This is a genomic window from Streptomyces sp. NPDC007164, assembly GCF_040634135.1.
Classification (GTDB): Bacteria; Actinomycetota; Actinomycetes; order Streptomycetales; family Streptomycetaceae; genus Streptomyces; species Streptomyces sanglieri.
Window position 1 is genome coordinate 20,297 of record NZ_JBEYFB010000043.1, and the last position, 11,992, is coordinate 32,288.

Consider the following 11,992-nt stretch of genomic DNA (forward strand, 5'->3'; position numbering starts at 1 on the left):
CGTTGCGTAGTTGTCTGCAGAAGGAGTACTCAGTGAAGGACCCCAGGGATCGTTCGCCCGACGGGACGGAACTGCGCAAGGCCCTCCAGGACCTGTCCACCGTGGAGCGGTGGGCCGAGCGTGTGGCGTCCGGTGTCCAGTCCCATCCGTACACCGCGCCGGAGTCCTGGGAGGGACCCCAGCTCAGCGTCGAGACGAGAACCGAGAACGGCATGCACACGGTGGCCGGGATCGTGACGTGGCCGCCCGGTGACGGCGCCGGTCCGGCGGTCCTGGACGAGTCGGAGCGCGCGGTGCTCCGTTCCCTCGTGAGATCGCTGCTCGACCTGGCCGGCCACGAGTCGGGAACGGCCCGTACGCGCGTGGTCCTCACCCCGCTCGGCCCCCGCGTCGCCGCCTGCCGGCTGGACGCGGAGTAGGTGGTCGCCGGTCCGTTCCCGCGGCAGTTCCTGGAGGCGGTATCGGGGCAGGAACGGACCGGGAACGCCGATCAGCAACATCAGTGGTGTCGGGAAGCGGAACACCGCAGAACCTCACAAACACCACTTAGGGGCGGGACATGGGACGCAAGCTTGCTGGGCTCTTCGGGATCATCGCGGCGACGCTGGCCTTCGGCATCGGCACGGTGGTCGAGGCGGGACAGTCGCACGACGCCCGGAGCATTCAGCAGGTTCTCGCCGACGACAAGGGCCCGACCGTGATCGGCACCACGGGCACCGACGACGACAAGGGCCCGACCGTCGCCGGCACCCGCCTGGTCGCCGACGACAAGGGTCCGACCGTCATCGCCCGGACGATCACGGACGACAAGGGCCCGACGGTGATCGGCACCACCGGTACCGAAGACGACAAGGGTCCGACCGTCGCCGGTACCACGGGCACCGACGACGACAAGGGCCCCACGCTCGCCGGTACCACCGGCACCGACGACGACAAGGGCCCCACGTCCCCCGTCATGTGATCCCACCGCCTCGACACCTGAGCCCCGCACCGGACCACGGTGCGGGGCTCGTCGCTGTCCGTCCCGGGACACGGGGACGGGCCGGCGGCGCCGGCGGCCGTCAGCTGCGGCGGTGGTCCGGCGGCACGCCCATCCCGTCGAAGAGCTGCTCGGCCTCCGCCCGGTACCGGGCCGCCTCGGGCGTCTCGCCCAGGGCTTCGGCCATGCCCGCCAGGGCGTAGGCCTGCTCGATGCGGTAGCTGAGGGCCGAGGCGAGCCGGTGGGCATGGGTGTGCAGCGAGAGCGCCGCCGCCGCATCGCCCTGCCGGCGGCGCAGCCGGCCCACGATGTTCTCCACCTTGGCCCGGCGCAGCGGCGAGGGGTTGGTCCGCATCATGTCGAGGGCGAGCTCGGCCTGGTCCGGGTCGCGCGGCGCCATGCCCAGCCGGTGTTCCACATCGGCGGACAGCGCCAGGGTCAGGGCGAGGTTCACCTCGTTGCCGGCGTCCCCGTACAGCGTGCGGGCCTCCGCCAGACAGCGGTCGGCCTCCTCGTACGCGCCCAGGCCGACATGGGCGAAGGCCAGGTCGGTGATGGCGCCGGGAAGTCCCTCGTGCTGCCCCAGCTGCCTGCTCAGTTCGGCCGAGCGCCGCGCCGCGTCCCGCGCTTCCTCGTACCGTCCCCACTGCTCGTACAGGGTGCTGAGCATCGTCAGGCTCTCGGCCTCCGCGCGCGGCATGTCCAGGTCGCGTTCGTGCGCGATCGCCGTCTCCATGTGGCCCAGAGCCGCGGAGAAGTCGCCGAGCAGGCTGTTGAACTGGCCGAGGATGCTCTCGCTGTGGGCCTGGGTGTGCAGATCGCCGAGCCGGACCGCGACGTCCCGGCTCTCCCGGGCGGCTTCGAGCCCCTCGGTGAGGCGGCCGAGCTTCCAGCAGGCGACACCCAGGTTGGACAGGCTCACCCCCAGCAGCGCCAGGTCCTGGAGCCGGCCGGCGGCGGCCACCGCGACCCGGCTCAGCTCACCGAACTCCTCCAGGAGCCCGAGGTCGTTGAGCTGGAAGACGAGATTGCGGGCCAGGCACACCACATAGCGGTCGTGCCCCCGGCGCTCGGCGAGCGTGACCGCCGCGAGGAGCGAACTCTGCTCGCGCAGGAACCACTTCCGCGCCGTCTCGGGGGTGCCGAGGGCGGGCAGTTCGGCCTTGGAGGGCTCGATGCCGGTGTTGCGCCGGCGCCGCCCGGAGTAGAGGAGATCGCACGCCACCTCGGTGGCGGTCAGGTAGTAGCCCAGCAGCCGCTCCACCGCCACGGAGTCCTCGGGGGACTCGCCGAGCAGGCTGTGCGCGAAGCTGCGGACCAGGTCGTGGAAGGTGTAGAGGCCGATCTCCGGCTGCTGCACGAGGTGCACGTCGAGCAGCATCTCCAGCAGATCCTCCGCGTCCCGGGCACCCGAGCCGAGCAGCGCACCAGCGGCATGGATGTCCATGTCGCTGCCCGGGTGCAGGGCCAGCGTCGAGAACGCGTTGCGGCACTCCTCGTCCAGGGCCTGGTAGGACAGCCGAAGGGTGGCGGAGACGCTGCGCGCGCCCGAGCTGAGCTCGTCGAGCCTTCGGGTCTCGTCGCGCAGCCGCTCCGCCAGGTACTGGAGGGTCCAGCGCGGGCGATTGCGCAGCCGGGCGGTGGCGATCCGCAGCGCGAGGGGGAGATGGCCGCAGAGCCGGGCGATCTCGGCGGCCGCCTCGGGCTCGGCGGCGACCCGCTGGGCTCCGAGGGTCTCGGCCACCAGCATCGCACTGTCCTCGGGCGGCATCACCCCGATGGAGATCCACCGGGCGCCGTCCAGATCGACCAGCCGGGCCCGGCTGGTGACCATGACGAGGCTGCCGGGGGAGACCGGCAGCAGCGGCCGGATGGCGGCGGCGTCGGCCGCGTTGTCGAAGAGGATCAGCAGCCGCTTGCCGACCAGGGTGGCGCGCCAGAGCGCGGTGCGGGCGGGCACGTCGTCGGGGATGAGGTTGCCGGGGACGCCGACCGCCCGCAGCAGGCTGTCGAGCGCGATGCCCGCGGTCACCGGCTGGTCGCCCGGCGTGTATCCGCGCAGATCTATGTGGAGTTGACCGTCCGGGTACTCCGGCGCGAGCCGGTGCGCGGCCCGTACCGCGAGCGAGGTCTTGCCGCAGCCGCCCATGCCGTCGATGGCCACGATCTGCGGGCCCTGCTCCCCGCCGGCCTCGGCGCCGCGGAGGATCTCGGCCAGTTCCCGGTCCCGGCCGGTGAAGTCCGCGAGGTCGTACGGGAGGGTGCTCGGCGGTTCCGCGGGCAGTGCCACGGCCACCACCGGGGCGGCGGCCGGCTCGGGGCCGGCCAGTTCGGGGCTCTCCCGCAGGATCCCCTCGTACAGCTTGGTGAGGTTGGGGCCGGGGTCGATGCCGAGTTCCTCGGCGAGGAGTTCGCGTACCCTGCCGTACTCGTCCAGGGCCTCGGCCTGCCGCCCGGACCGGTACAGGGCGATCATCAACTGACCGCGCAGCGACTCGCGCAGGGGATGCTGCTGGACCAGTTCCCGCAGTTCGACGACGAGTTCGGCGGACTCGCCGAGTGCGAGGTGGAGTTCGAAGAGCTGCTCCGCCGCGGTCAGCCGGCGCTCCTCGATGGAGGTCGACGCCGCCTCGATGACCGGGCCGCCGCTGCCCGACAGAACAGGCCCCCGCCAGAGGGCGAGGGCGCTGCGCAATAACTCCGCGGCTTCGGCCGTACGGCCTTCGGACGCCGCGATCTTCGCTTTGCGTATCAGTAGGCCAAATTCAGCCACGTCGATTTCGCATTGTTCATGGGCGATGCGATAGCCGGGCCCGTCGGTGAGCAGGACCTCGGCTCCGCCGGGTATCCGTCTTCGGAGATCCGCAACTGCCTTGCGTACTTGGTGGGGTGCCGTGGTGGGCGGTTCCTCGTCCCATGCCGCCTCGACCAACCGGGAAACCGGAAGCACTTTTCCCGGCTCCAGAAGCAGTGTGGCCAGAACTCGCTCCTGTATGACTCCGCCCAGTCGGAGTCGCGTCCCGTTGGACCAACCCTCAATCGGGCCAAGAATGTTGAAGCGCAGCCGAAACTCTTCCGTAGACGACACGCATCCTCCCCCTCAGCTCTGCGCACCCGCAGCGCTTCCCCAGCGCGAGGCGATCGTAGCCCCTGCCGTGAGGAACTCGCGGTACCGCACCGGGAAGAGTTCGGGAATGGCTCGATGAAGGCTGTTCATCGACGGCAGGCCTTCGCTGCCACGGAGAGTACGGAGCGCACGGAGCGTGAGCGGACCGGAAAGACCGGGCGCCGTGCCGTGTGTTCCGGACACTCCTGGGCGGCCGGGTAACCGGCCATTGCGTTTTCTGAGCATGTGGAGACCGAGGAGACAATGATGAATTCCCAGCCCGCACCCGGGCTCGACGTTCTGCTGCAGAATGCGCGCCGGCGGGCGGGACTCACCCAGGAACAGCTCGCCGGCCTTTCCACCGTGAGCGTCCGGGCCATTCGCGACCTGGAACTCGGACGGGTCCAGCACCCGCGCAGGGAAACGCTGAAGCTCCTCGCCAATGCCATGCGGCTGAGCGACGCGCGCCGCGTCGAACTCGAACTCGCCGTCGATGCAAAGGCGGTGGGGCGTGTCTTCCAGGACATCTACGGGGTGGGCCTGGCCACACCGCCCCCTCCGCTGCGCCCGCTGATCGGACGGCGCCCCGAACTGGAGGCGCTGACCGCCCGGTTGCGCACCGACCACGAACGCCTGCTGACCCTCGTCGGGCTGCCGGGAGTGGGAAAGACCCGGCTCGCCCAGGAAGCCGCCTCGGTGATCCACGCCCGGGACCGGGTTCCGGTGCTGTGGGTATCCCTGGACGAAACGGCGGAGACCACCGGAGCGACCCCCAATACCCCTCAGTCGACCGTGACCGGGTGGGTGCGCGCACTGGTCCGTGACGGCGAGGAATTCGAGGAACTGGCCGCGCTCATAGGGGCGAAGCCCACCTTGATCGTCCTGGATGGTCACGATGCGTCACCATCTGTCACTCCCAGGCTGCTGAGCCTGCTGCGGGCCTGCGAGCGCCTGAAAATACTCACCACCACCGACCGGCCGGTCCAGCTGCCCGGCGGACGGCTGCTGCCGCTGGCCCCGCTGCCGGTGCCGACCGCCGCCGATCTCGCCGCCGAAGCGGTGGGCGGCTCCCTCGTCGCGGACCGGAACGCCGTCGAGCTGACGCTCTCCCACGTCAGTTACATGCGGCCCGACTTCCTCCCCACCGACTCCGTCGTCACCACCGTCGCCCACATCTGCCGGGCCCTGGACGGCATGCCGCAGGCGCTGGAGGCCGCGGCCTCCTGGCTGCTGCTCTACTCCCCGCAGCAGCTCCTGGACATCGCCCGCACCACACCGCTGGTCCTGCTCGACGGGGTCACGCCCGCCGATCCCGCCGCCGGCCCCACCCTGGGCGAGCGGCTCACCGCCGCCGTGACCGGCCTCGACCCGAAGGCCGCCGCGCTGCTGCGCACACTGGCGACGCTGGAGGACCCCTGGACGGTGGACGGTGCCGCGCGCGCCTGCGGCACCTCGCTGGCCGAGGCCGCCCGCGATGTGCACGCCCTGCTGGTCCGCGGCCTGATCCGCCGGCTGCCCACGACGGCGGGCGAACCGGTCGGCTTCACCGTGCTCAACCTGGTCCGCGCGGTGCTCGACGCGGACCGGGAGACGGCGCCCGTCGCTCTCGCCGCCGCCCTGAGCGAGTGAGCAACCCCCCTCACCCACCCCCGTTCCCGCCCTCCTGAAAGGCACCCCACCCATGCGCAACCTGATCTCCCTCGCCGACCTCACACCCGCCGAGCTGGACCACATCGTCCGGCGCGCCGTCTCGTTCGGCCGGGACGGCATCCTGTCGAAGCCGCTGGCCGGACGGCAGGTCGGTCTGTACTTCCGCAAGTCCTCGACCCGCACCCGGACGTCCTTCTGGAGCGCGGCGACCCGGCTGGGCGCCGACGTGATCACCTTCGGTCCGAACGAGCTGCAGCTCAGCACCGGCGAGACGGTCGAGGACACCGCCCGGGTCCTCGGCCAGTACCTGGACGCCCTGGTCGTCCGTACCAACGGGGAGGCGGAGGAGATCCGCCGGCTCGGCAGCAGTTCCAACCTGGCCGTCGTCAACGCGCTGGGCCTGGACGAGCACCCGACCCAGGCCATCGCCGATCTCGCCACGCTGGCCGAGGAGTTCGGCTCGCTCGATGGTCTGCACCTGCTCGCCGTCGGCGAGGGCAACAGCTCGGGCGCGGCCCTGGCCCTCGCCGCCGCCCTCACCCCCGGCCTGCGCCTCACCCTGCTCTGCCCGCAGGGTTACGAGGTGCCCAAGACGACGCTGGACCTGGCGGCCGAACTCAGCTACGGCAAGGCCCTGGTGAGCCAGGTCGTGTCGGCCGACGAGGTCGAGGGCCCGGTGGACGCGGTGTACACCAGCCGGTGGCAGACCATGGGTGTGACGAAGGAGAACCCGGACTGGCTCAAGGACTTCGACGGCTTCCGGATCGACCGCGCGTTCCTGGACCGCTTCTCCGGCCCGCGCACCGTCTTCCTGCACGACCTGCCCGCGGTCCGGGGCGAGGAGGTCACCGACGAGGTGCTCGACGGTGCGTCCAGCCGGGCCTGGCGGCAGGCCCACCACAAGATGACCGCCGCCGCGGCGGTACTGGAGTGGTGTGTGCGCGGCGTCCAGAGCTGACCGCCCGCCCCGCCCGGCTCCCGGCAGACATGGGTTCGAGCCCCGTGTCCGCCGGGAGTTCTTTCTGCTTCCTTCGGCGGCCGTCGTACGGAAGGGCGGGTGCGGGCGCCTCTCGCGCTCCGCACCCGCCCTTCCGGAACGGGAGAACCCGTGGGTTCAGCCACCCATGGCCGCAACCACGGAACGCGGCCGCATGTCGGTCCAGTTGGCCTCGATGAATTCGCCGCATTCCTGCTTGCTGCCCTCGTCCTTCACCAGTTCCCAGCCCGCCGGCTGCTGGATCCGGGCCGGCCACAGCGAATACTGACCCTCTTCGTTGGCCAGCACTACATAGCGGCCCTGGGAGTCCTCGAACGGGTTGGTTGCCATGATTTCCACCTCGGTTGGACGAAGTTATTCGTGAAGTCGTCAGGTGTGCCTGAGCTTTTCGGCTGCATCAAAGACTAGGAGCCGCGGACCGGTCCGCCGGGCAGAAGCCCAGGCAGATCGGCGGCACCACCGGCCGCGCGGTCAGGCGAGCACCCGGGCCGTGCGGTGCGCGTACGTGAGGGCGACCCCGGTCGCCACCGTGGCCGCGCGCACCGCACCGAGCGCCTCGCGCACCAGCTCCGAACGCTCCACCGGCATCACCTCACCCCCCGGCTGACCTGCCCGGACAATGTTCACCGCGGCTTCGAGCACGGCGACCTGGGCCTCGCCCAGCGCCTCCCGCCGGTCGACCCGTTCCCGTACCTCCGCCAGCACGTCCGCGAGCACGTCCGCCGCACGGACGCTGTGGCCGGTCTCTGCCATGTCATGACTCCTCGGTCGTTCGCCGGCGGTGTGGAACGGGCCGGGCGCTGAATTCTGCGGGTGCAGTGCGGCCAGTCTCGCGTCCCCCCGGCCGCCCGGCACCGGGCAGTCGGCCAACTGCTGCTCTGCTGCCGCCCAGTTGCCGCCGCTCACGCCGGAAACGCCGCCGTGGCGAATCTACGGTTGTGGCCGAAAGGAAGTTCCGGGCAAACCCCGGGCCTCTTTCTCCCCTTGTCATCCAATGATGTGGACGAAGCGAACAATGAAGCCTGCGGAATGGGCGGCTCGTCATCGATCCGGGCCGCTGGATGTTGTTGTCACCGGACTGCAATCCGATGCGCACACCTGGAATCTCATCTACATCCAACTGCTGCTCGAAGACCTCGGGCACAAGGTCGTCAATCTGGGTTCCTGCGTGCCCGGGGACGAGATTGTCGAGTCCTGCTGCAAGTTCCAGCCCGACCTGCTGGTCGTCAGCAGCGTCAACGGGCACGGCTTCCACGACGCCGAGCCGCTGATCGGGGCGATCCGCTCGCGCTGGGAGTTGACCGGCCTGCCCGCCGTCATCGGCGGCAAGCTCGGCGTGTCCGGGAACGGGGAGGAAGAGGCCGACGCACTGATGAGGGCCGGGTTCGACGCGGTCTTCCAGGACGGTGTCGACATCGCCGCCTTCGAGTCCTACGTCGACTCGCTGCCCAAGGAGGTGGAACGATGACCACGACGGTCCAGGAGGCGGCCCCCACGAGCCGGGCCACCGTGCACCGGCGCCCCCTCTCCTTCGGCCGGTTCGTCGCCCGGGCGCAGGCCCGCGGCACCCTCGTGGTCCAGCCCCGCATGGGCTTCTCCGACCCCGCGCTGATGCGGGCCGGCCTCCTCGCCACCAAGGGAGCGGCCGACGCGGTCGTCGGCACCATGACGATCGACAGCTACACCCGGGTCAACGACGAGGCGTCCGCGGCGCGTGCGCTGGACAGCGGTGTCCCGCTCAACGGATTCCCCATCACCTCCTACAGCCCGCACACCTCGCGCTGGGTCCTCGACGGGGTCCGCGACGCCGGCTTCCCGGTACAGATCCGGCACGGATCGGCACGCCCCCAGCGCATCGTGGCCGCCCTCGCCCAACTGGGCCTGGACGCGACGGAGGGCGGCCCGGTCTCCTACTGCCTGCCCTACGGACGCACCCCGCTCCTGGACTCCGTACGCAACTGGCGGGAGAGCTGCGACGTCCTGGCCGGACTCCGCACCACCGGGGCGGAACCCCATCTGGAGACCTTCGGCGGCTGCATGCTCGGCCAGCTCTGCCCGCCCGGACTGCTCGTCGCGATCAGCGCGCTGGAGGCGCTCTTCTTCCACCGGGCGGGGCTGCGCAGCATCTCGCTCAGCTACGCCCAGCAGACGAACGCGGCCCAGGACCGCGACGCCATGCACGCCCTGCACCGGCTGGCCGGCGAGTTCCTGCCGGACACCGACTGGCACATCGTCCTCTACACCTACATGGGGCTCTATCCGCAGACCCGGCACGGATCCCTGGAACTCCTGGAACGCTCGGCCGAACTCGCCGTGGAGACCGGGGCGGCCCGGCTGATCGTGAAGACGGCCGCCGAGGCACACCGGATCCCGACCGTGGCGGAGAACGTCGAGGCCCTGCGGGTCGCCGCCCGGGCCGCCGCCCGGCACCGCGCCGCGACCGGCGCACCCCCCGGGCACGCCCCCGCCCCGCACACCGACCCGGCGGACAACGCCGTGTACGCCGAGGCCCGCGCCCTGGTCGACGCGGTGCTGAACCTCGACGAAGACCTGGGCCAGGCCCTGCTGAAGGCCTTCGCCCGCGGATACCTCGACGTCCCCTACTGCCTGCACCCCGACAACGCGGGCCGCACCCGGAGCCACATCGACGGGTCCGGCCGCCTCACCTGGTCCGAGATCGGGGCCATGCCCCTCGGGCCGGTCCGCGACCGCGGCCGGCGGCTCACCGCCGCCGGGCTGTTCGACGCCCTGTCGTTCGTACAGCGCCGGCACGACCGCGTCATTCCCCAGCACGCATTCCGCTCCCCGCTTCCCCCGGCAACCCGTCGCCCGGCAGCCCATCGGCAGCACACCCAGGAGGTAGCACCATGACCAGCACGATCGCCGAGTCCGACGGCCGCGTCGCGCCCTCGTTCCCGTCCTCTCCCGACCAGCACCTGATCGCCGAGCCGACCCGTGCCACGCTGCGGGTGCAGAGCCGCATGCTCGCGGCGACCCGCGCCTTCCTGACCGCGCAGGGCTTCCAGGAGCTGCTGCCGCCGGTCATCGGACCGGTCACCGACCCCGGCATCCGGGGCTCCAAGCAGGTGGACGTCGACTTCTACGGCCACAAGTACAAGCTGATGACCAGCGCCATCCTCTACAAGCAGGCCTCGCTGCTGGCCTTCGACAAGATCTTCTACATCGCGCCCAACGTCCGTCTGGAACCGCTGGAGACGGCCGTCACACACCGCCATCTCGCCGAGTTCCACCAGATCGACGTGGAGATCCGCGACGCCCGCCGCGAGGACGCGATGGAGCTCGCCGAGCGGCTCGTCGCCCATGTCGTCGACGAGGTCGTCCGCGAGATGCCGGGAGACCTGGAGCTCCTCGGCCGCGATCGGGACGCCTTCCGCGAGGTGGTCCGGGGGGCGTTCGGCCGCACCACGCACAAGGAGGCCACCGCGGACCTGGTGGCGCTCGGCCACCCGCAGGACCCCGGCGCCGAGATCGACTGGGAGGGCGAGGAGATCCTCTCCGCGAAGAGCAGCCGCCCGTTCTTCGTCGTCGACTACCCCAAGGGCTCGCGCGGCTTCTACGACCAGGAGGACACCGACCGCCCCGGCATCCTCCGCAACTTCGACCTGATCGCCCCCGAGGGCTACGGCGAACTGGCCAGCGGCAGCGAGCGCGAGCACGACTACGCGGCCCTGGTCACCCGGATGCGCGAGACCGGCGAGAACCCCGCGAAGTACGGCTGGTACCTCGACCTGGCCCGCCGCGGCATCCCCGCCAGCTCCGGGTTCGGCATCGGCCTGGAGCGCTTCACCCGGTACGTCACCGGCCGCACCGCCGCCTGGGAGGCCAGCGCCTACCCGAAGCTCCCCGGAGTGGTGTCGGCATGAGCACCGTACTGAGCGCCGCCGGCTTCCCCGAGGAACAGGTGCGGCACCGGGCCAGGACCGGCGCGGCGGGGGCCTTCCCCGCGCTGGAGTCCTACGGCAGCAGCCTGCTGGGCGCGGTCCCGGCCGGCCAGGACCCGCACGACCTGCTGGAGCGGGCCAGGATCGTGCCCCCGGTGTTCATGCCGGAGCGGCTGAAGAAGCTCATCGACCTGGCCCGCGAGCCGCTGTACACGGATGTCGAACTCGCCACACGGGTCGGCGGGTTCGCCTCCCGGCTGCCGCTCTACGTGTCCGCGTTCGGCTCGACACAGGTCGCCAGCCACGACCTGGGCGAGGCGGCCGGGCGGCAGGCCGGACAGCTCGGCATCCCGATGGTCATCGGGGAGAATGTGGTGCCGGTCAACGGCTTCCGCGCCGCCGCCGACTCCGGCGTCTCCCCGCTGCTCGGCCGGATCGCCGCCTACACGGCCGCCGCCGACGACGAGCACGGCGGCGTGGTGGTGCAGCAGTCCACCGAGGACGCCGACGCGGAAGTGTGGAACCTGGTCTACAGCGACCCGGTGTCCGAACCGCTGCTCGCCACCGGCCGGCTCGCCTTCGAACTCAAGGTCGGCCAGGGTGCCAAACCGGGGCTCGGCGGGCTCACCGTCCTGGACCGCGAGGCCGGCGACAGGGTCGCCGAACAGTACGCCATGGACCCGGTGTTCGGCGCCGACAGCGCATCGGTGCTGCGGATCAGCAGCCCCGGCACCTTCACCGAGGAGATCCTGCGCCAGCAGATCCGGCTGATGCGGAACAACTTCCCCCGCGTGAAGGTGTGGGTGAAATTGCACCCCGGCCGCGACATCGCCCACGCCGCGGCCACCGCCTGGGCGGCCGGCGCGGACTCCGTCACCGTGGACGGCGCGGAGGGCGGCACCGCATGGGCGCCGACCGCCTTCCTCGGCCAGGTGGGACTCCCGCTCGGTGAGTGCCTCACCCGCATCGGACGCACCGACCACTGCCTGCTCGCCAGCGGGCGGATCTGGGAGGGCAGCAGGGCCGCGAAGGCACTGGCGCTCGGCGCCCGCGCCGTCGGCCTCGGCCGGGCCGCACTGCTCGCCGTGGACGAGGACGCCGAAGCCGGCCTGGTCCGGCTGGCCGAGTCCATCGCCCTGGAACTCCGGCTGCTGATCAGCTCCGTAGGCAAGTACCACGCCAACGCGCTGGAAGCGGACGACGTCCTGCTGCCGGACAACGCCGCGCAGGCCTCCCGTACCGGCTGACTCCCCGCTCACAGCACCACCGCACCACTGCCCAGCCGCCCCACTTCGCCCCATCCGCACGTCATCCACCGTGGCTCCGTCGGTCTCCCGGCACGCCGCGAGACCACGAGA

Annotated in this window: 11 protein-coding genes; 8 read left to right on the plus strand and 3 right to left on the minus strand. The window is 71.4% G+C overall.

Going from position 1 to position 11,992, the window contains the following annotated elements:
• Positions 1-32: 32 nt before the first annotated feature.
• Together ABZ622_RS33810 and ABZ622_RS33815 are read left to right on the plus strand one after the other, a co-directional pair.
• Positions 33-419: a hypothetical protein gene (locus ABZ622_RS33810; RefSeq protein ID WP_360549849.1), complete on the plus strand. Its 387-nt coding sequence runs from the start codon at positions 33-35 to the stop codon at positions 417-419.
• Between the two features lie 140 nt (positions 420-559).
• The gene (locus ABZ622_RS33815; RefSeq protein WP_360549851.1) at positions 560-961 is read left to right on the plus strand and encodes a hypothetical protein; all 402 of its coding nucleotides are present in this window, start codon (positions 560-562) and stop codon (positions 959-961) included.
• 100 nt (positions 962-1,061) lie between these two features.
• Here ABZ622_RS33815 and ABZ622_RS33820 read toward each other — a convergent pair whose 3' ends face one another.
• Positions 1,062-3,752, minus strand: a complete 2,691-nt coding sequence (locus ABZ622_RS33820) for a BTAD domain-containing putative transcriptional regulator (protein WP_360549853.1) — start codon at positions 3,750-3,752, stop codon at positions 1,062-1,064.
• 597 nt (positions 3,753-4,349) lie between these two features.
• On the opposite strand from ABZ622_RS33820, the gene ABZ622_RS33825 reads away from it, so the two are divergent.
• Positions 4,350-5,714 (plus strand): AAA family ATPase, encoded by a 1,365-nt coding sequence (locus ABZ622_RS33825; protein WP_360549855.1) that lies wholly within the window; start codon positions 4,350-4,352, stop codon positions 5,712-5,714.
• A 52-nt stretch (positions 5,715-5,766) separates the two neighbouring features.
• Entirely contained in the window at positions 5,767-6,693 is a 927-nt protein-coding gene (locus ABZ622_RS33830) for an ornithine carbamoyltransferase (protein ID WP_360549857.1), read from the plus strand.
• 156 nt (positions 6,694-6,849) lie between these two features.
• Here ABZ622_RS33830 and ABZ622_RS33835 read toward each other — a convergent pair whose 3' ends face one another.
• Complete coding sequence (locus tag ABZ622_RS33835; protein WP_093549323.1) at positions 6,850-7,062, minus strand: MbtH family NRPS accessory protein; 213 nt, start codon at positions 7,060-7,062, stop codon at positions 6,850-6,852.
• A gap of 141 nt (positions 7,063-7,203) precedes the next feature.
• Entirely contained in the window at positions 7,204-7,485 is a 282-nt protein-coding gene (locus ABZ622_RS33840) for a hypothetical protein (protein ID WP_360549859.1), read from the minus strand.
• A gap of 262 nt (positions 7,486-7,747) precedes the next feature.
• On the opposite strand from ABZ622_RS33840, the gene ABZ622_RS33845 reads away from it, so the two are divergent.
• From ABZ622_RS33845 to ABZ622_RS33860, 4 genes are read left to right on the plus strand one after another with little or no spacing between them, the layout of a single operon-like run.
• On the plus strand, positions 7,748-8,200 hold the full coding sequence (locus ABZ622_RS33845) for a cobalamin-dependent protein (RefSeq protein ID WP_360549861.1): 453 nt from the start codon (positions 7,748-7,750) through the stop codon (positions 8,198-8,200).
• The gene (locus tag ABZ622_RS33850) at positions 8,197-9,603 is read left to right on the plus strand and encodes a methylaspartate mutase (protein ID WP_360549863.1); all 1,407 of its coding nucleotides are present in this window, start codon (positions 8,197-8,199) and stop codon (positions 9,601-9,603) included. The genes ABZ622_RS33845 and ABZ622_RS33850 overlap by 4 nt, the downstream gene beginning before the upstream one ends.
• Positions 9,600-10,616 carry an asparagine synthetase A gene (locus tag ABZ622_RS33855; protein ID WP_360549865.1) on the plus strand — a complete coding sequence of 339 codons (1,017 nt, stop codon included), beginning with the start codon at positions 9,600-9,602 and terminating at the stop codon, positions 10,614-10,616. Before ABZ622_RS33850 ends, ABZ622_RS33855 begins: the two co-directional genes overlap by 4 nt.
• Positions 10,613-11,881: a glutamate synthase-related protein gene (locus ABZ622_RS33860; RefSeq protein ID WP_360549867.1), complete on the plus strand. Its 1,269-nt coding sequence runs from the start codon at positions 10,613-10,615 to the stop codon at positions 11,879-11,881. The genes ABZ622_RS33855 and ABZ622_RS33860 overlap by 4 nt, the downstream gene beginning before the upstream one ends.
• The last annotated feature ends 111 nt before the right edge of the window (positions 11,882-11,992 follow it).